Source organism: Micromonospora fulviviridis, from assembly GCF_014648395.1.
GTDB lineage: Bacteria > Actinomycetota > Actinomycetes > Mycobacteriales > Micromonosporaceae > Micromonospora > Micromonospora fulviviridis.
Map to the genome: position 1 here is coordinate 301379 of NZ_BMRA01000008.1, position 18621 is coordinate 319999.

The window sequence follows — 18621 nt, forward strand, 5'->3', positions numbered from 1 at the left end:
CCCGCCCCTCCCCGCCCGGCCCCGCGCCGTCGGCTCAGGCCGGCGACGGCACCCGGGACCGGGCGGGGGCGGGCCGGACCCGCGGGCGGCCGGCCATCAGCATCGCCTCGCTCAACTCCTCGGCCAGCAGGTCGAGCACCCCGCGTACGCCGCCCGCCCCGCCGACCGCCAAGCCGTGCAGCACCGGGCGGCCGACCAGCACGGCGTCCGCGCCCCGGTCGAGCGCGACGAGCACGTCCGAGCCGCCGCGGATCCCGCCGTCGAGCAGGACCGGCACCGCGCCGGCCACCCGGTCGACGACCGCCGGCAGCAGGTCGAGCGTCGCCGGGGCCGCGCTGAACTGGCGACCGCCGTGGTTGGACACCACGATCCCGTCGACACCGTGGGCGACCGCCAGGGCGGCGTCCTCGGCCGCCGCCACCCCCTTGAGCAGCACCGGCAGCTCCGTCACCGAGCGCAGCCAGGCCAGCTCGCCCCAGTCCAGCGCCGGGGCGAACGCCCGCCGGCTGTGCTCGCCGGGCGAGACGAGGTCGGCGTCGGGCAGGTTGACCGCCCGGATGCCCGGCGGCAGCCGGAAGTCCCGGCGCAGGTCGCGCAGGCGGCGGGCCAGCCGCGGGGCGTCCACGGTCAGCATCAGCGCGCTCATGCCGGCCGCCTCGGCCTGCGCGATCACGTGCCGGGTGACCTTCCGGTCGGCGAAGGCGTACAGCTGCAACCAGAGCGGCCCCCCGGCGACCGCCGCGATGTCCGCGAACGGCACGGAGGCCATGGTGCTCACCACGTACGGCACCGGCAGGGCGGCGGCGCCGCGGGCGGTGGCCCGCTCGCCGTCCGGGTGGACCATGGCGTGGAACGCGGTGGGGGCGATGGCGAACGGCACCGCCCAGTCCTCGCCGAGGACGCGCGTGCCGGTCTCCGGCTCGGCCGTTCCGGTGAGGACCCGGGGCACCAGCGTGGCCCGTTCGAACGCCTCCCGGTTGGCCCGCAGGCTCCGCTCGTCGCCCTGGCCGCCCTCGATGAAGTCCCACACCGGCGGGGACAGCCGCCGGGACGCCTCGGCGGCGTAGTCGTGCAGGGTCAGCAGGGACGTCATGCGCTCTCCTCCCGGCGGGGGCGCCGCGACCGGCCGCCCGTGGTAGCCCGTCACGCGCCCGGCCCGCAGCGGTAGACCAGCAGTTCCTCGCCGCCGCCGTGTTCGGCCGCCGGCACCTCCCGGCAGGCGGAGAGCACCCAGGTCATGATCCGCGACAGCTCGGAATCGGTGGTGCCGAGGCCACCGACCCCGCCGAGCAGGACGAACCGCAGCTCCCCCGCGTCCACCAGTACGCGCAGCTCGGCGAGGGTCGGCTGGGGCACGAGGCCGCTGTACCCGCCCAGCGGCAGGAACGGCTGCCCGGTGGGGAGCACGAAGGCCGAAGCCGCCCGCCAGGACGAGGTGGCCGCTACGTAGCGCGCGCCGTCGCGGTGCGCCAGCAGGTAGTCGTCGAGGCGCCGCCGCGGGTCGGTGAGGGTGTCTGTGGTGTCGGCGTCCAAGGCGAGGCCGACCGGTCCGCTCGGGCCGGCGCCGGCCTCGAACGCGGTGCCGGCGTAGCGGCGGTCGAGGACGGACAGGCCCCAGGCGGCCGGAACGGCCAGCACGGCCGCCAGGCCGAGGGCGGCGGCGGCACGCCACGACCGCCCGGGTCGCCGGCCCACGACGACCAGCGCCACGGCGGCCACCCCGGCGGCGGCCAGCGCCGGCCAGGTCAGCCAGGGCAGGAACCCGGCGTACCGGCCGGCCAGGTGAGCCGTCCACGCGAGCTGGACGAGCAGCACCGCCGGGAGCAGCCAGGTGGCCCACCGGTCCCGCAGCGCGCGCCAGGACAGCACGATCCCGGCGGCGGCGAGCGCGGCCAGCGGCGGGGCCAGCGTGGCGAGGTACGCCCGGTGGGTCAACGTCATCCCGCTGAACACCACCACGGCCGTGGCCAGCCAGCCGCCCCAGAGCACGAGACCGGCCCGGGTGGGGTCGGCCGGGCCGGCACGGCGGTGCCGCAGCAGCCCCACCAGCAGGCCGGCCAGCGCCAGTGGGTAGAGCCAGCCGATCTGGGTGGCGTACCCGGCGTCCACCAGCTTGTGCCAGGACTCGGCGGGCGCCGCCGGGTCATCAGGGCCGGCAGGGGTCGCGGGGTCCGGTGTGGTGAACCCGGATCGGACCGCGCCCGGCACGTGCCCGCCGAACCGGTCCAGGCCGTTGTAGCCGAAGACCATGGCGACCGCGCTGTCGTTCGTGGTGCCGTCCACGTAGGGGCGGTCCCCGGCGGGCACGACGGTGAGCAGCAGCACCCAGGCCAGCGACACCGCCACGGTGACCGCCCCCGCCAGCGCCACCTGCCCGAGCCGGCGCCGCCGGGACGCCGGGGCGAACGCCAGCCAGGTCAGCGCGAACGCGGGCAGCACCAGCCAGGACTGGAGCATCTTCGCCTGGAAGCCGAGACCGACCCAGACCCCGGCGAGCACGAGCCGGCCCGTACGCGCCCCGGACAGCGCGGCGACGAACGCGTCCGCGGCCAGCACCAGGCACATGGTCAGCGCGGCGTCCTCCATGGGGTGCCCGAACATCGACGCGACGATCGGGGTGAGGGCGAACGTCGCGGCGGCGAGCAGCCCGGCCGACGCGCCGCACCAGCGGCGGACCAGGCGGTACAGGACGAGCACCGACACCACGCCCTCGACCACCTGGGGCAGCGCCAGCGACCACGGGTGGAAGCCGAACACCCGGGCGGCGAGCGCCTGCGGAAGGAAGGCCCCGGCCAGCTTGTCGACGGTCACCGTGGCGCCCGGGTCGAACGCGCCGAACAGGAACGCCCGCCAGCTCACCGACATGCTCCGCACCGCGACCGCGTAGTACTCGGCGTACCCGGCGTGCCGGATCTGCCAGCCGTAGACGACGGCGGCGAGCGCGGCGACGGCGAGCAGCGCCGGGCGGGCCCAGCGCGGCTGGTCGGCCGGCGACCGCCAGAAGCGCAGCCGGGACGCCCGGGTCGGGGCGTCGACGGCGCGCTCCGGCGCCGGCTGGGCGCGCGTCACGGTTCCGGCGTCGGCCACGGCGCTCCCTCCAGGGATCGGTCGGGATGCATGCCGGAAGCACTGTAGGGGCTGGCGTCCCGATTGGGCAGCGCGCCGGCACGCGTACGACTGACGCCCCGACGCAGTCGAACGGCGACCCGCTTCCCGGATCGGGCGCGGACGGTCAGCATCGGCACCGGCCCCGACACCGCACGAGGAGGTCGATGGTGGACGAGACGACGGGCACGCCGACCCGACCGGCCGACGGCCGGCCCCCCGAGATCTCGTCGATGCGACGGCGCATCGACGAGATCGACGAGACGATCATCGGACTGTGGCAGGAGCGCGCCGGGCTCTCCCGGCAGATCGGCCGGATGCGGCTCGCCTCGGGCGGCACCCGCCTGGTCCTCTCCCGGGAGCAGGAGATCCTGGCCCGGTTCCGCGCCGGCATCGGTGACGAGGGCACCCAGCTCGCGCTGCTCGTGCTGCGGGCCGGCCGCGGGCCGCTCTGACGGCGTACCGTCCCCGGTGGCCGGACCGGCGCGGAGGCCGCCGGTCACCGGGGCGGCGCCGACCGCAGCTCCGGCGCCGGCACGGCCCGGGCGGCCTGCCGCAGCTGCTCCTCGGCGGTGGTCTCCACCCGCCGCATCGCGACACGCAGCACCGGCGGCGCCATCAGCGAGGTGACGATGGCGACCAGCATGACCACGGTGTACGACTGGGTGTTCAGCACGCCCAGCCGCAGCCCGACCATCGCGATGATCATCTGGACCACGCCCCGGGAGTTCATCCCCGCGCCGATCGCGAGCGCCTCCCACCGGTTGAGCCGGCTGCCCAGCGCGGCGACGAACGTGCCGGCGAACTTGCTGACCACGGCGACGGCGAGCACCGCGAGCGCGGCGAGGAGCACCAGCGGGTCGGCCAGGCCGGTGAGGTCCATCCGCAGCCCGGCCGTGGCGAAGAAGAGCGGCGCGAAGACGGCGAGCACCATGGTCCGCAGCGGCGCCAGCCGGGCCGGCTCCAGCCCGCCGCAGACGTTGATCAGGATGCCGCAGAGGAAGGCGCCGAAGACCGGCTCCATGCCCAGCGCGTGGGTGCCGGCCGCACCGAGGAAGACGATCGCCGCCGCCGCGGTGAGCGTCGGGCCGGGCTCCGCCGACCGGGTGGTGGCCCGGAACGTCCACCGCACCACGGGCCGGCCGACCACCACGGCGACCAGCAGGATCACCGCCAGGTGCAGCACGGACATCGCCACCTGGCCGGCGCGCACGCCGGTCGTGGCCATCGCGGCGACGACCGAGAGCATCAGCCAGCCGAGCACGTCGTCGATGGCGCCCGAGGCCAGGGTGAGCTGCCCGACGTTGCGGTGCATGAGGTTCATGTCGAGCAGGGTCTTGGCGATCACCGGGATCGCCGTGACGCAGAGCGCGACGCCGAGGAACAGCGCGAAGACCGTCCGGTCGCCGGCGCCGGCCACGAAGGACGCCGGCAGCACCAGGCCGACGGCGGTGCCGAGCAGCAGCGGCAGCAGGAAGCCGGCCAGGCTGATCCGCGCGGCCGTGGCCCCCTGCCGGCGGACCATCCGCCAGTCCAGCTCGGTGCCGATGATCCCGACGAGCAGCAGCACGCCGACCATGCCGACGGCGTCGAGCAGGTGGAACTGGCCAATATCGCGGGGCAGCAGCCAGTCGGAGACGCCGGGCGCCAACGGCTCCAGGACCGACGGTCCGAGCAGGACGCCGGCGGACAGCTCGCCGACGATGGCCGGCAGCCGCAGCCGGACGGCGAGCCGGCCGAGCAGCAGCGCGAGCAGGAGCAGCACGCCCAGTTGCAGCAGCAGGAGCAGGACCTGGTCGGCGCCGATCGGGGCGACGGTACTGGGCATCGTGGCAGCGCTCCTCGGGGGCCGGGTGCCGTGGGGATCCGGCCGCGCGCGCCGGTCGCGGGACGACGCCCGGCTCCGGCCGGCGCCGGGGAGTCCCGGTGACGCCGGCGGCGGCGAGCGGCTCGGCGGCGGTACGGGCGTCGGGCCGGCCGCGTCAGCGTTCCAGCCGGCCGGAGGAGGCGTCAACGCGCTGCGGCGCCCGCTGTCCAACCGTCCCGGCGACGCAGTTGTACGCCCCACGGGCGGCCACCGGGCGCTCTTGTTCGGTCACGCGGGGCTGGTCCATAGTGCTCGCGGTGGAGCCGTGGCCGCGCCGTCCGGGCGGGCCGTGGCCACGCCGCCGGCGGCTCCGCGCGGCGGCGTTCGGCGACCACCCGCCACCACCGTGATCCGTTTCGTTCGATGGAGGGCGACGCCGTGCCGAATCCGTTTGAAGACCCCGACGCCACCTACCTGGTCCTGGTCAACGACGAGGGCCAGCACTCGCTCTGGCCCGTCTTCGCCGACGTCCCCGACGGCTGGAAGACGGTCTTCGGCGAGGCCGGCCGGCAGGACTGCCTCGACTACATCGAGAAGTCCTGGACCGACATGCGGCCGAAGAGCCTCGTCGAGGCGATGGAGAAGCAGTCGCGGAACTGACCCGCGGGGCCGCCGCGCCGTCACCGGCGGCGCGGCCCGCGACCCGGCGTCGGGCCGGCGCCACGACCTGAGGGGGCACGTCATGACGATCGACCTCGACGGGTACCGGAGCCTCAGCGACGCGTTCGCCGCCCGCGTCGCGGCCCGGCCCGACCGGACCGCGCTCACCGTCGCGCACGGGCCGGCGGAGGAGCAGCAGCTGACCTACCGGGAGCTGGCCCGCCGGGTCGACCGGCGCGCGGCGGCGCTGGCCGGTCGGCTGGCCCCGGGCGCCCGGGTGGTGATCGCGCTGCCGACCGGCACCGAGTTCGCCGAGCTCTACCTGGCCTGCCTGCGCGCCGGCCTGGTGGCCGTACCGGCCCCGGTGCCCGGCGGCTCGGCGACCGCCACCGAGCGGGTGGCGGCGATCGCCACCGACTGCGCCCCCGGTCTCGTGGTGACCACGGAACAGGACCTGGCCGCGGTCACCGCGCAACTGGCCGGGCACGGTCTGGACGGGCTGCCGGTCGAGGCGGTGGGCGACGCCGGCGAGGGCGCCGCCTCGGAGCCGGTGCCGGCCGACCGCCGGCCGGACCGGGACACCGTCGCCGTGCTCCAGTACAGCTCCGGCTCGACCGGCTCGCCCAAGGGGGTCGTGCTGACCCACGGCGCGGTGCTGGACAACCTCGCCGCGCTGACCCGGCACGATCGCCTCGGCCCGGACGACCGGTTCGGCGGCTGGCTGCCGCTGCACCACGACATGGGGCTCTTCGCCCAGCTCACCGCCGGGTTGCTGATCGGCGCCCCGGTGGTGCTGATGCCGCCGGCGCAGTTCGTCCGGCGGCCGGTGGAGTGGTTCCGGCTGCTCTCCCGACACCGGATCACCGCCACGGCCGCGCCGAACTTCGCGTACGACCTGTGCCTGCGGCTGGTCCGCGACGACCAGCTCGACGGGCTGGACCTGTCGGCGCTGCGGTACGCCTGGAACGGCTCGGAGCCGATCCACGGGCCCACGATGACCGCGTTCACCGAGCGTTTCGCCCGGATCGGGCTGCCCCCGTACGCGGTGGCCCCCGCGTACGGGATGGCCGAGTGCACGATCTACGTGAGCACCAAGCTGGCCGACGAGCCGCCGACCGTACGCCAGGTCGACCGGGCCCGGCTGGAGTCGGCCGGGGAACCCGCCCTGCACCCCGTCGACGCGGGCGGCAGGCCGATGGTCGGGGTGGGGCGGCCGGTGCCGTTCACCGCCCGCATCGTCGACCCGCGCACGCGCCGCGAGCTGCCGGCCGGCCGGATCGGCGAGATCTGGTTGCGCGGGCCGGGGATCGGCCGTGGCTACTGGGGCCGGCCGGAGGCCAGCTCGGCCACCTTCGCGGCCCGGCTGGCCGACGGCGGGGACGGCGACTGGCTGCGCACCGGCGACCTCGGCGCGCTGCTCGACGGCGAGCTGTTCATCACCGGCCGGCTCAAGGAGCTGCTCATCGTGCACGGCCGCAACGTGGCCCCGCAGGACGTCGAGCAGGAGGCCCGGGCCGCGCACCACGCGCTCGGCGGTCAGCTCGGCGCGGCCTTCGGCGTGGCCGCCCCGGACGAGCGGATCGTGCTGGTCCACGAGGTCGACCCGAAGACTCCCCGGGCCGACCTACCCGGGGTGGCCAGCGCGGTCACCCGCCGGCTCACCGTGTCGTTCGGCGTCCCGGTGCGCAACGTGGTGCTGGTGCGGCGCGGCACGGTCCGCCGGACCACCTCCGGCAAGATCAAGCGGATGGCCATGCGGGAGCGGTTCCTCGCCGGGGACCTCACCGCGCTGCACGCCGAACTCGAACCGGCGCTCCGCGACGAGCTGCCCGCCGGCTCCCCCGCCTGACCCGCGCCGCGCCGGGGGGCCGCCGTCCGCGGCGACCCCCGGGCGTGTGCCTCACCGCCCGGCGCCGACCAGCCGGCCGCCGGGCGCGCCCGCCGCGCGGGTCATGTACGTGAGCACGAGCTCCTCCAGGCGGACCGGCTCGACGGTCCAGGACGGGTCGGGCAGCAGGCGCTCGGCCCGGACCACCGCCCGGCTGTACCGGCCGGTGTGCTCCATCCCGATCACCTCGACCCCCGGGTGCAGCAGGTCCAGCTCGCCGCGCGGGGCGACCACCCGGTGGTGGCCGGCCAGCAGGTCGGCCACGTCGCCGGCGACCTGCACCCGGGCGTCGCAGAGCACGATGAGGTAGTCGCAGACCAGCTCCACGTCGCTGAGCAGGTGCGAGGAGAGGATCGCGCTGGCGCCCAACTCGGAGACGAACTCCATCAGGTTCTGGAGGAAGCCGTTGCGGGCCAGCGGGTCCAGGGCGGCGGCCGGCTCGTCGAAGATCAGCAGCTCGGGGCGCTTCGCCGCAGCGATGGTCAGGGCGAGCTGGGCACGCTGGCCGCCGGAGAGGCCACCGGCCCTCTGCGCCGGGTTCAGGCCGACCTGCGTGATCCGCCGCTCGGCGAGGCCCTGGTCCCAGGTCGGGTTGAGCCGGGCGCCCATCCGCAGGTGCTCGGCCACCGTGAAGCCCGCGTACACCGGGGTGTCCTGCGCGACGAAGCCCACCCGGGCCAGGTGCGCGGCGTCCGACGCCGGCGGCGCGCCGAGCACCCGCAGGCGGCCCGCCGTCGGCGCGATCAGGCCGCACGCGAGGTTCAGCAGCGTGGACTTGCCGGCGCCGTTCGGGCCGACCAGCCCGATCACCCGCCCGGGCGGGACGTTCAGGTGGCAGTCCGTCAGCGCCGTCCGGCTGCCGTACCGCTTGGTCAGGCCCTCGGCCTGCAGGACCGGCGGGGAGTCGTCGTGTGGCATGGCACCCATCCTGCGAACCCGGCCGGGCGGCAGCATCGGCCCAAAGCACGGTTCGCCGCGCCCGCGACCGTACTTTTGACCGGTTCGCCCGGCCCGGGTTTTTCCTAGCCTGGGCGTCATGACCAACACCAATCGACCGGCCGGTGTGGCCGGGATCCTCTTCAACGTCGGCCTCGGCGTGGTGTTCGTGCTCGGCCTCGCCTTCACCGCGTTCATGATCTCGGACAGCTGGGGCACCGGGTACGCGATCTTCAACGGCGCCGTCGGCGTGCTCGTCTGCCTGCTGGCCCTGCTGCGCGGCGTGGACCGGTTCCGCACGGCGGTGGCCGGGATCGGCCTCGCCGCCGCCGCCGTCGTCGTCTCCCTGGTCGCCGACCTGCCGCAGGAGCCCGGCCCGATCACCGGGCTGGCGCTGGCCGTGCTGGTCGGCTCCGCGCTACGTACCCTGCCGCTCCAGACGGCCGCCGCGATCGGCGCCGGCGGCCTGCTGGTGGTCGTCGGCAGCTACCTGTCCGCACTGGACAACCAGAGCGGGTTCAGCGCGGTGACCGTGCTGGACGCGCTGGGCTGGCTGGCCGCCGTGGCGGCCGGGCTGACCCTGCGCGGCAGTGACGCGCGCACCGGCGCCGCACCGGCCCCCGCCGCCTGGACGCCGTCCGCGCGGGCCCGGTGAGCGTGTCCGATCTCGACCAGCTCTCCCCGCTGACCGGCGCCGGCCGGGCGGACGGCACCCGCCGTTCCCGTCCGGCCGGCGCCGTCGGCGGGCCGGACTTCCGTAACGTGGGCGGGGTGAAGATCTGGGACCGGCTCGCCGGCACCGCCGCCGACCTGGGATTCGCCCTCGCGTTCCTGCTCGCGCTCGCGGTCGAGGCGGTCGCCATCGCGCAGACCTGGGGCGCCCGGTACTGGCTGTTCGGCGGGCTGGCCGCCGTGGTGGTGGGCGTGCTCGCGCTGCTGCGCCGGTGGCACCGGGGCTGGCTGGCCGTCGCCGGGCTCGTCGCCGCGGCGGTGACCGTGCTGGTCGCCCGGCTGGCCCACCTGCCGGCCGAGCCGGGGCCGGCCATGGCGCTCGCGCTGGCGGTGCTGGTCGGCGCGGCGCTGCGTACCCTGCCGCCGATGCCCGCGGGCGCGGTGGGCGCCGCCGGTCTCGCCCTCGTGGTGGGCAGCCAGTTCGCCGCCCGCCCGTCGCCGTCCGGCATCGCCTCGGTGGCCGCCCTGGACGGGCTGGCCTGGCTGGTCGCCGTCGGGGTCGGGCTCTCGCTGCGCCTGGTCGACGCCCGCAACCGTGCCACCGCCGACAAGGTACGCCAGGACGAGCGGCTGGAGCTGGCCCGCGAGCTGCACGACGTGGTCACCCACCACATCACCGGCATCGTGGTGCAGGCCCAGGCCGCCCAGTTGGTCGCCGGCAAGCACCCGGAGAAGCTGCCGGCCACCCTGGCCGGGATCGAACTGGCCGGCTCGGACGCCCTCGCGGCCATGCGCCGGGTGGTCGGGCTGCTGCGCGACACCGACGACGCGGCGCCCGCCTCGCCCGGCCCCGAGCAGCTCAGCGCCCTGGTCGAGCGGTTCAACCGGCACGGCCCGCCGGTGCGGCTGCGGATGCCGGAGCCGGCCGCGGAGTGGCCGCCGGAGGTGACCACCACGGTCTACCGGATCGTCCAGGAGTCACTGACCAACGTGTCCCGGCACGCCCCGCACGCCCGGTCGGTCACCGTCACGGTCGGCCAGGACGCGCAGGGCATCTCGGTGGAGGTGGTGGACGACGCGCCGCCGGGCCCCGCCCGCAAGGGACACCGCAGCGGGTACGGTCTGGTCGGAATGCGCGAGCGCGTCCAGACCCTCGGCGGCACGCTGCGGACCGGTCCCCGCGCCGGTGGCGGCTGGTGCGTGCTGGCCACCCTCCCTCTCTCCTCCAGGACGGCACGATGACCATCCGGGTGCTGCTCGCCGACGACCAGGCGATGATCCGCGGCGGCCTGCGGCTGATCCTCGAGGACCAGCCGGACATCAGCGTGGTGGCCGAGGCGTCCGACGGCGTCGACGCCATCGCCCAGGCCCGCCGGCTGCGCCCGGACGTCTGCCTGGTCGACATCCGGATGCCCCGGCTGGACGGCATCGAGGTGACCCGGGCGCTGGCCGGCCCGGGGGTGCCCAACCCCATGCGGGTCATCGTGGTCACCACCTTCGACCTCGACGAGTACGTCTACGGCGCGCTGCGCAACGGTGCGGTCGGTTTCATCCTCAAGGACGCCGGGCCGGCCCTTCTGGTGGAGGCGGTCCGCGCCGCCCACAACGGCGACGCGCTGGTCTCGCCGTCGGTGACCCTGCGGCTGCTCAAGCACGTCACCACGGCCGGCAGACCGGCCCGCGGCCGGCCCACCCCGAACCTCTCCGAGCGGGAGATCGAGGTGGTCCGGGCGATCGCCCGGGGACGCACCAACCAGGAGATCGCCGCCGAGCTGTTCATCTCGCTGAGCACGGTCAAGAGCCACCTCTCCGGCATCCAGACCAAGCTGGGGCTGCGCAACCGGGTCGAGGTCGCCGCGTGGGCGTGGGAGAACCGCGTGGTGGAGAGCAGCTGACCGGCCCCTCCATCCTGGCCGGGATCCGGCGTCCGCGCCACCCGCCGGGCGTCGACAGTCGCCGATCCGTGCAACCGCCGACGCCCGCCGGTCGAACGATCCCCGACCGTGTCCGGCGTCCCTCCCGCCGGCCTGGCGAACACCCGCCGGGAACACCGATCATGCTGCTCGGGTGGTCGCCCGCGGGGGCGACGGGTGACCCACGCCGACGAGCCGCCGTGGGCGGGACGGTGTCTGCCGTGTCCCGGGCCCCGGCCGCGTGCAGGGCAGGAGGATTCGTGGCAAGCCAACCGGAAGAGTTCGACGTCATCGTCGTGGGTGGAGGGCCGGGCGGGTCGACCGCCGCGTCGCTGACCGCCAAGGCCGGGGCGAAGGTGCTGCTGCTGGAGCGGGAGACCTTCCCGCGCTACCAGATCGGCGAGTCGCTGCTCCCCTCGACCGTGCACGGCATCTGCAACCTGCTCGGCGTGGGCGACGAGATCGCCGCGGCCGGCTTCATGAAGAAGCAGGGCGGCACCTTCAAGTGGGGCACCAGCCCCGAGCCGTGGACGTTCGCGTTCGCTGTCTCGCCCCGGATGGCCGGGCCGACGTCGCACGCGTACCAGGTGGAGCGGCGCCGCTTCGACCAGATCCTGCTCGAGAACACCCGCCGGCTCGGCGTGGACGTCCGCGAGAACTGCGCGGTCACCGAGGTGATCGCCGACGACGAGCGGGTCCGCGGCGTACGGTTCACGCAGGGCGGGGAGAGCCGCACGGCGCACGCCCGCTTCCTGGTCGACGCCTCCGGCAACAAGGGCAGCCTGCACGGCAGCGTCGGCGGGCAGCGGGAATACTCGCCGTTCTTCCGCAACCTGGCGCTCTTCGGCTACTTCGAGGGCGGTAAGCGGCTGCCCGCGCCGAACAGCGGCAACATCCTCTGCGTGGCCTTCGACGCCGGCTGGTTCTGGTACATCCCGCTGTCGGACTCGCTGACCAGCGTCGGCGCGGTGGTCCGCCGGGAGATGGCGCACAAGGTCCAGGGCGACCAGGAGCAGGCGCTGCACGACCTGATCGCCGAGTGCCCGCTGATCGCCGAATACCTGTCCGACGCCACCCGGGTCACCGAGGGCGACTACGGGCAGGTACGGGTCCGCAAGGACTACTCGTACTGCAACACCTCGTTCTGGCGCCCCGGCATCTGCCTGGTCGGCGACGCCGCCTGCTTCATCGACCCGGTCTTCTCCTCCGGGGTGCACCTGGCCACCTACAGCGCGCTGCTGGCCGCCCGGTCGATCAACAGCGTGCTGGCCGGCGCGGTGAACGAGGAGCGGGCCTTCACGGAGTTCGAGCAGCGCTACCGCCGCGAGTACTCCGTCTTCCACGACTTCCTGGTCAGCTTCTACGACCTGCACGTGGACGAGAACTCCTACTTCTGGCAGGCCCGCAAGGTGACCAGGAGCAGCGCCCCGGACATGCAGTCCTTCATCGAGCTGGTCGGCGGCGTCGCCTCCGGCGAGGACGCGCTGGCCGGCTCGACCGACCTGATCCGGCGGCAGAGCGAGCACACGGCCGAGCTGGGCGCGGCGGTGAACGCGATCAGCCCCGCCGGCAGCGGCTTCCTGGGCCGGTCCAGCCTGGTCGCCGACGCGATGTTCGAGGGCTCGCAGATCCAGGCGGGGGTGCTGTTCGGCGAGGACGCGCCGCAGGAGCCGCCGCTGTTCGAGGGCGGGCTCGCCACGGCCGGCAACGGCCTCATGTGGACCGAACCGAAGAACTGACGCCCACCCCGACGCCCCCGGCCCGCCCTCGGCGGCCGGGGGCGTCGCGCTGTCCGCTCCCCCGGCACGCCTCACGGGCTCCGCCGCGTCCGTCGCCGACGGACGCGGCGGCGGAGGGTCAGGCGGGCTGAGGGGCGGGTGTGGGTGCCGTGGCGGCACGCGGCTCGGCCGGGACCTCGGCGGGGGCGGTGAGGACGTCGCGGACCACCTGGCCGCAGAGGTACGCGGTGACCGCGACCCGGATCAGGATGGCGGCCGGATACTGCCAGTCCGCGGTCAGCGCCTCGCCCAGGTAGCGCCACACGGCCACCCAGTGCAGCACCTCGGCGGCCTGCCACAGCGCCCAGTCCCGCAGCACCCGCCGCCCCGACACGTGTCCGCGCGCCAGCACCAGCAGCGGCAGCAGCCAGAGCACGTACTGCGGCGAGTAGACCTTGTTGGTGAGCAGGAACGCCGCCACGGTGAGGAAGCCGAGCTGGGCCAGGGTGGGCGGGCGGCGGGCGTAGCGGGCCAGCGCGGCGACGCCGAACAGGAGCAGCACGAGCACGCCGAGGGCCACCTCGTTGACCGCCGGCACCGGCGTGCCGAGGAGTTGGAGGGCGTACCAGACGGCGCCGAAGTCGGCCTCGCGGGCGGCGTTGAACCGCCAGAACTCCCACCAGCCGTCCGGGTAGAGCACCATGACCGGGGCGTTGAGGACCAGCCAGACCGCGACGGCGGCGGCCAGCGTGCGGGCGAACTCGCGCAGCCGGCGGTCCCGCAGGCAGAGCAGCAGCAGCGGCCCGAGCAGGAAGAGCGGGAACAGCTTCGCCGCGGTGCCGAGGCCGATCATGGCGCCGGCCAGCAGCGGCCGGTCGTACGCCCAGGCGAGCACCGCGAGCACGGCGGCGGCCACGGCCAGCAGGTCCCAGTTGATGGTGCCGGCCAGCGCGAGCGTGGGGGCGGCCGCCACCAGCAGCGCGTCCCGGGTGCGCCCGCCGGTGCGGCGCAGCACCGCGTGCACCGCCCACACCGTGGCCAGCGCCAGCGCCAGCAGCACCACGAGGTTCACCAGGAAGTACGCCTGCGCGGCGGTGGCCTCATCGGCGCCGGGGGTGAACAGCCGGGACAGCCGCGCCGTCAGGTCCATGAGGTACCCGCTGCCGACCGGGTACTCCAGCGGCGGCCCGGCGGGCTGCGGCGCGTACGGGAAGGCGCCGTCGATGAGCCCGCGACCGCGGAACAGGATGGGGATGTCGCTGTAGCAGTAGCTGCCGAAGGCGAGCCGGGTGTCCCACGGCCAGCCGGCGTAGTGGCAGGGCCACTTCTGCGCGAAGCCGACCGCGAAGGTGAGCACCGTGGCGACGAGCGGGAGCGTCGGGACGCCCCGGCGGGTCCGGGTCGGGGGTCGCTCGGGTGCCGTGCCTCGACCGTCCGCGTCCATGGGTCCTCCCGTCGATTCCGCGTACCTTTTCCGGCGACCACGCCGGCTTTCCGCCCGGCGTTTTCGACGGCTGCGGAAAAGCGGCCGGAATACGACGGGAGCGTCGCCGTGCGACCGCGGATCTGCGGCAGTCGCACGGCGACGGAACGGGGCGGGGCGCTGGGAGACTGTCGGGCTGGCCCGGCGGTCTCTCAGGCCGGGCAGGCCCCCTCGATGGTCAGTTCGGTGACCCGCCAGCCCTCGGCGGCCTTCGCCAGGGTGGCGTTGACGGCGCTCGGCCCCTGGGCCTGCTGCTGCGGGCCGAGGTTGTCGACCGGCTTGCCGTCGGCCTTCACGAACGGCCAGTCGGAGTTGTCGAAGCAGCCGGTGAGCTTGGCGCTGGTGGGTGCGGTGGCCGGGCTGAAGGCGGTGACCACCGGCTTGCCGATCTTCGGGTTGCCCTGGGTCTTCACGCCCTGCGACCGGTAGGTGGTGAGGATGGTCTTGACCGTGAGCAGCGCCTGGCCGGAGGCGTACTTCGGCAGGTCCGGCGCGTCGGCGGCGCCGGCGTTGCTCGCCGCGACGAAGGTGTCGAGCAGCTTGAGGTAGACGTCGACGCCCTCCTGCACGGACGCGGCCGCCGCGGGGTCGGTGGTCGCCACGGCCGAGGGGGCGGCCGCCGACGACGAGGACCGGCCGGAGGCCTCGCCCGACGTCGTGCCGCAGCCGGCCAGCGCCAGCAGCGCCACCAGGCCGACCCCCGTGAACCGACGAACGTGTGCAGCCATGAGTGGCCCTTTCCATGCGATTCGGAAAACGGTCCCGCGCCCCGGAAGCCCCGACGGGAATCGCCGGGGACGCCATTTCGACATCACGCGGGCGCAGCACATGGGTACCACAAACAGAGAATGGTCGACACGAATGCGTTCGCACACTTCCGTCCACTCCGGACGGGGTGCGACGCCGGTCAGGCGTCGAGCGCGCGGACCGTGCGGAGCAGGAAGCCGGGCAGCGAGAGCCGCTGTCCGCCGGTCTCCGCGGCCACCTGGATCTCCTCGACCTCCGTGCCGACCCACTCCGGCTCGGCGAACCCGGCCCGCAGCAGCTCCTCGGTCACGCCCCAGCCCTGGCCGTCCGCCAGCGAGACCGCCAGCACAAAGACGGTCGCGCCCGGCGCGGCGAGGCCCGGCAGCGCCGCGAGGTAGGCGTCCGCGGCGTCACCGCCGCGCCGGACGAGGCTGTGCAGCAGACCGGAGTCGAACACCGAGTCGAACGGCGCCGACGGCAGCGACAGGCGTGTGGCGTCCTGGACCTCGAAGCGCACCGTCAGGCCCTCGCCGGCGGCCTTGGCCCGGGCCCGCTCGATCGCCACCCGTGAGATGTCGACCGCCGTCACCTGGTGGCCGCGGCGGGCGAGGGCGATCGCGAGATCACCGGCGCCGCAGCCGATGTCGAGCACCTTCGGGCCCTTCACCCCGCGGTCGAGCACCGCGGCGAGGGCCGGCTGCGGACCGCCGATGTCCCACGGCGGGCCGCCCGAGTCGGCGGTGTCGCGGTAGACCTCGTCGTAGTCGATGTCATAGGGCGTCGCGTCGCGTGCGCTCATCGCGGACCCCCTGGACGACCGGCTCGACGGCGGAACCCCGGGCCCGACCAGCATCCCACGACCCGGTGGCCGGCGCTAACCGCTGCGCAGCGCGTCGGCGAGGCCGCGCAGGGTCGGGTTCAGGTAGAGGGTGCGCGGGTGCAGCCGGGGCAGCCCGCGTTCACGCATGATGGCCGCCATCCGGACGGCCAGGAGCGAGTTGCCGCCCAACTCGAAGAAGTTGTCCGCGATGCCCACCGGGCGGCCGAAGACCTGCTGCCAGACGCCGAGCAGACCGCCGGCCAGGTCGTCCCCGGCCCCCTCGGCAGGCGCCTCCGGGGTGGCCGGCACGGCGGCCGGTTCGGGCAGGGCGTCCCGGTCGACCTTGCCGTTGGCCGTGGTCGGGAGGGCCGGCAGCACGGTGATCGTGGCGGGGAGCATGTACTCGGGCAGCATCCGGCGCAGCCGCTCGCGCAGCGGCGCGGCCCCGCCCTCGGTGAGCACCACGTAGGCGTCGATCCGGCCGGTGGCCGGGTCGTCCGGGTCGGTGCGGCGCAGCACCACGGCCGCCGCCGCCACGCCAGGGCACTCGGTCAGCACCGAGCGGATCTCGTCCAGCTCGATCCGAAAGCCGCGCAGCTTCACCTGGTTGTCGATCCGGCCGAGGTGTTCCAGGGTGCCGTCGGGCAGCAGCCGGCCCCGGTCCCCCGACCGGTAGGTCCGCTCCCCCGTCTCCGGGTCGACACCGAAACGCTCGGCGGTCAGGTCGGGCCGGCCCAGGTAGCCGGCGGCCACCCCGACGCCGCCGACGTGGATCTCGCCGGGCACGCCGGGCGGGACGGGCCGGCCCGCGGAGTCGCGGACCCGGACGGACCAGCCGGGCAGCGGCCGGCCGACGGAACGTGAGGCGGCCAGCGCCCCGGCCCGGGTGACGTCGCCCGCGGTGACGTGCACGGTGGTCTCGGTGATGCCGAACATGTTGACCAGCCGGCACGCCGACTCCGGGTGCCGGTCGAACCAGGGCAGCAGGCTCCGCGCGTCCAGCGGCTCACCCCCGAAGATCACCAGACGTACGGCGAGCGGGCCGGCCGCCTCCCGGTCGGCCTCGACGAGCTGGGCGAAGCTGGACGGGGTCTGGTTGAGCACGGTGACCCGGCGCTCGACCAGCAGCTCGTGGAACTGCTCCGGGGAGCGCGACACCCAGTACGGCACGACGACGAGGTGCCCGCCGGTGAGCAGCGCGCCCCAGATCTCCCAGACCGAGAAGTCGAACGCGGCGGAGTGGAAGAACGTCCACACGTCCGCCGGCCCGAGCCCGAAGTCGTCCCGGGTGGCGTCGAGCAGGGCGACCACGTTGGCGTGCGGGACCACCACGCCCTTCGGCCGGCCGGTGGAGCCGGAGGTGTAGATGACGTACGCCGGGTCCGCCGGGCCCCCGGTGACGGCCGGCGGCCTGCCCACCCCGGTGGCGCCCGCCTCGGCCAGCGCGGCCGGGGTGACCGCGGTGACCCCGTCGACCCGGGGGAACTCGGCGTGCGTGGTCACCAGCACGGCGAGCCCGGAGTCCCGGACCGTGTACGCGAGCCGGTCGGCCGGGTACGCGGTGTCCATGGGCACGTAGACCGCGCCGGCCTTGAGCACCGCGAGCAGGGTCGCGACGAGTTCCGCGGAGCGGTCCAGGCAGACGCCGACCAGGTCGCCGTCCCGGACGCCGCGCGCCCGCAGCCCGTGGGCCAGCCGGTTCGACCACTCGTCCAGCTCCCGGTAGCTGACCCGGGCGTCCTCGGCGGAGAGGGCCACCGCGTCGGGTTGCTCGGCCACCCGGTCGGCGAAGACCTCGGGCAGCCGGCGCGGTGTGCTCGCCAGGGCCCGGGCCGGCCGGCCGAGGACGGCGACCTTCTCCCGTTCGGCGGGGTTGTCGAGGTTGGCGGCGGCGACCGGGGGCGGTGTGGCGGCGGTGACCTGCCGGTGCAGGTGGGCGAGGTGCCGCACGACCTGGGCGGCGACGGCCGGTGACACGGCCCGCAGCCGGTGCCGCCAGCGCAGCTCGACGTGCCCGTCGGCGTCCCGGCCGACGACGACGGTGAGCGGGAAGCGCGGGGCGAGGCAGGGCACGTACTCGTCGGCCGGGTCGCCGAGGTCGAAGGCGAGGCCGACCGGGACGGCCGGCTGCTCCGGCGCCGCCTCGGCCGGCGCGGCGAGGCGGTCGCGCAGCCGCGCGGTGAGCGCGTCCAACGGCAGGTCATCCGGGGTCGCCACGGGCAGCACGGTGACGTCCTCCCCGGCGCGGACGCCGAGCGCGCCCACCACCGGGGTCTCTTCCGGCTGGTAGCGGGCGAGCAGCACGGCCAGGGCGGCCAGCCAGCTCGCCGGATCGCCGGCCGGGTGTCCGGGCAGGACGGTGCGGTCCTCGCCCCAGGCGTCACCGGCGCGCGGGTCGCCGAGCCCCCAGGCGGGGCCGCCGCCGGCCGGGGCGGTCGGGCGGTCGGTGGCCGGGGTGGGCGCCGGGTCGGCCGTGCCGCCCCGGAACGCCGCACCGAGGCGGCGCAGCGCGGGCGGGTCCCAGGTGTCCCGCCGGGCCACCAGGACCAGGTCGGCGGGGTCGTCGGCGTACCGGATCAGCACCGCCCGCAGCCCGGCGGCGACCGGCCGGGCCAGCTCGCGGTCGCGGCGGCGGGCGGCGGCCGGTGAGTCGGCGGCGTCGGCGACCGGCTCCACCCAGAGCCGGGCGGCGCCGGCGTGGGCGGCGAGCCGCGCACCGACCAGGTCGTCGTCGACCGGCGGGTCGAGCCGGATCCGCAGCGCGTGGCAGTCCGGCGCGCCGGCCGGTGCGGCGGGGTGCCGGCGGGCCGGCCCGGTCGCCGGTCGGGTGCTCGGCGGGGACGGCTGGAGCGTACGCACATGCTCTCCCTGG

The 18621-nt window shown here is 75.6% G+C and carries 15 protein-coding genes; 7 read left to right on the top strand and 8 right to left on the bottom strand.

The annotated features are described in order from the left end of the window. Positions 1-34 precede the first annotated feature (34 nt). Together IEY96_RS22535 and IEY96_RS22540 are read right to left on the bottom strand one after the other, a co-directional pair. Complete coding sequence (locus tag IEY96_RS22535) at positions 35-1093, bottom strand: alpha-hydroxy acid oxidase (protein ID WP_189196788.1); 1059 nt, start codon at positions 1091-1093, stop codon at positions 35-37. Between the two features lie 50 nt (positions 1094-1143). Then, entirely contained in the window at positions 1144-3087 is a 1944-nt protein-coding gene (locus tag IEY96_RS22540; RefSeq protein WP_229791797.1) for an ArnT family glycosyltransferase, read from the bottom strand. A 185-nt stretch (positions 3088-3272) separates the two neighbouring features. Between IEY96_RS22540 and IEY96_RS22545 the strand changes: the two genes are divergently transcribed. After that, the gene (locus tag IEY96_RS22545; RefSeq protein ID WP_189196789.1) at positions 3273-3560 is read left to right on the top strand and encodes a chorismate mutase; all 288 of its coding nucleotides are present in this window, start codon (positions 3273-3275) and stop codon (positions 3558-3560) included. 44 nt (positions 3561-3604) lie between these two features. Here the strand turns inward: IEY96_RS22545 and IEY96_RS22550 are convergent, their stop codons facing one another. Then, positions 3605-4933: a cation:proton antiporter gene (locus IEY96_RS22550; protein WP_189196790.1), complete on the bottom strand. Its 1329-nt coding sequence runs from the start codon at positions 4931-4933 to the stop codon at positions 3605-3607. Between the two features lie 417 nt (positions 4934-5350). Between IEY96_RS22550 and IEY96_RS22555 the strand changes: the two genes are divergently transcribed. Further along, a complete protein-coding gene (locus IEY96_RS22555) occupies positions 5351-5572 on the top strand; it encodes an MbtH family protein (protein WP_107077570.1) in 222 nt (73 codons plus the stop codon). 82 nt (positions 5573-5654) lie between these two features. Continuing rightward, positions 5655-7421 carry a fatty acyl-AMP ligase gene (locus tag IEY96_RS22560; protein ID WP_189196791.1) on the top strand — a complete coding sequence of 589 codons (1767 nt, stop codon included), beginning with the start codon at positions 5655-5657 and terminating at the stop codon, positions 7419-7421. Positions 7422-7472: 51 nt separating this feature from the next. Here the strand turns inward: IEY96_RS22560 and IEY96_RS22565 are convergent, their stop codons facing one another. Beyond that, positions 7473-8378 carry an ABC transporter ATP-binding protein gene (locus IEY96_RS22565; protein ID WP_189196792.1) on the bottom strand — a complete coding sequence of 302 codons (906 nt, stop codon included), beginning with the start codon at positions 8376-8378 and terminating at the stop codon, positions 7473-7475. Positions 8379-8496: 118 nt separating this feature from the next. On the opposite strand from IEY96_RS22565, the gene IEY96_RS22570 reads away from it, so the two are divergent. The 4 genes from IEY96_RS22570 to IEY96_RS22585 all read left to right on the top strand — a co-directional run bounded on the left by IEY96_RS22570 (position 8497) and on the right by IEY96_RS22585 (position 12720). Beyond that, positions 8497-9051, top strand: coding sequence for a metal transporter (locus tag IEY96_RS22570; RefSeq protein WP_189196793.1), 555 nt, complete (start codon positions 8497-8499; stop codon positions 9049-9051). A 2-nt stretch (positions 9052-9053) separates the two neighbouring features. Beyond that, positions 9054-10310, top strand: a complete 1257-nt coding sequence (locus IEY96_RS22575) for a sensor histidine kinase (RefSeq protein ID WP_229791798.1) — start codon at positions 9054-9056, stop codon at positions 10308-10310. Next, a complete protein-coding gene (locus IEY96_RS22580; RefSeq protein ID WP_107077565.1) occupies positions 10307-10963 on the top strand; it encodes a response regulator in 657 nt (218 codons plus the stop codon). The genes IEY96_RS22575 and IEY96_RS22580 overlap by 4 nt, the downstream gene beginning before the upstream one ends. Positions 10964-11241: 278 nt before the next feature. Then, entirely contained in the window at positions 11242-12720 is a 1479-nt protein-coding gene (locus IEY96_RS22585; protein WP_229791799.1) for a tryptophan 7-halogenase, read from the top strand. A gap of 118 nt (positions 12721-12838) precedes the next feature. Here IEY96_RS22585 and IEY96_RS22590 read toward each other — a convergent pair whose 3' ends face one another. The 4 genes from IEY96_RS22590 to IEY96_RS22605 form a co-directional block, all read right to left on the bottom strand. Beyond that, positions 12839-14143: a glycosyltransferase 87 family protein gene (locus IEY96_RS22590; protein ID WP_189196795.1), complete on the bottom strand. Its 1305-nt coding sequence runs from the start codon at positions 14141-14143 to the stop codon at positions 12839-12841. A 191-nt stretch (positions 14144-14334) separates the two neighbouring features. Beyond that, a complete protein-coding gene (locus tag IEY96_RS22595; RefSeq protein ID WP_189196796.1) occupies positions 14335-14910 on the bottom strand; it encodes a hypothetical protein in 576 nt (191 codons plus the stop codon). A gap of 179 nt (positions 14911-15089) precedes the next feature. Continuing rightward, complete coding sequence (locus IEY96_RS22600; RefSeq protein WP_189196797.1) at positions 15090-15728, bottom strand: class I SAM-dependent methyltransferase; 639 nt, start codon at positions 15726-15728, stop codon at positions 15090-15092. A 75-nt stretch (positions 15729-15803) separates the two neighbouring features. Continuing rightward, a complete protein-coding gene (locus IEY96_RS22605) occupies positions 15804-18608 on the bottom strand; it encodes an amino acid adenylation domain-containing protein (protein ID WP_229791800.1) in 2805 nt (934 codons plus the stop codon). Positions 18609-18621 lie beyond the last annotated feature (13 nt).

Coding starts and splice junctions, on each gene's coding strand:
- IEY96_RS22535 (WP_189196788.1), bottom strand. CDS start 1,093: ATGACGTCCCTGCTGACCCTGCACGACTACGCCGCCGAGGCGTCCCGG.
- IEY96_RS22545 (WP_189196789.1), top strand. CDS start 3,273: ATGGTGGACGAGACGACGGGCACGCCGACCCGACCGGCCGACGGCCGG.
- IEY96_RS22550 (WP_189196790.1), bottom strand. CDS start 4,933: ATGCCCAGTACCGTCGCCCCGATCGGCGCCGACCAGGTCCTGCTCCTG.
- IEY96_RS22560 (WP_189196791.1), top strand. CDS start 5,655: ATGACGATCGACCTCGACGGGTACCGGAGCCTCAGCGACGCGTTCGCC.
- IEY96_RS22565 (WP_189196792.1), bottom strand. CDS start 8,378: ATGCCACACGACGACTCCCCGCCGGTCCTGCAGGCCGAGGGCCTGACC.
- IEY96_RS22570 (WP_189196793.1), top strand. CDS start 8,497: ATGACCAACACCAATCGACCGGCCGGTGTGGCCGGGATCCTCTTCAAC.
- IEY96_RS22580 (WP_107077565.1), top strand. CDS start 10,307: ATGACCATCCGGGTGCTGCTCGCCGACGACCAGGCGATGATCCGCGGC.
- IEY96_RS22590 (WP_189196795.1), bottom strand. CDS start 14,143: ATGGACGCGGACGGTCGAGGCACGGCACCCGAGCGACCCCCGACCCGG.
- IEY96_RS22595 (WP_189196796.1), bottom strand. CDS start 14,910: ATGGCTGCACACGTTCGTCGGTTCACGGGGGTCGGCCTGGTGGCGCTG.
- IEY96_RS22600 (WP_189196797.1), bottom strand. CDS start 15,728: ATGAGCGCACGCGACGCGACGCCCTATGACATCGACTACGACGAGGTC.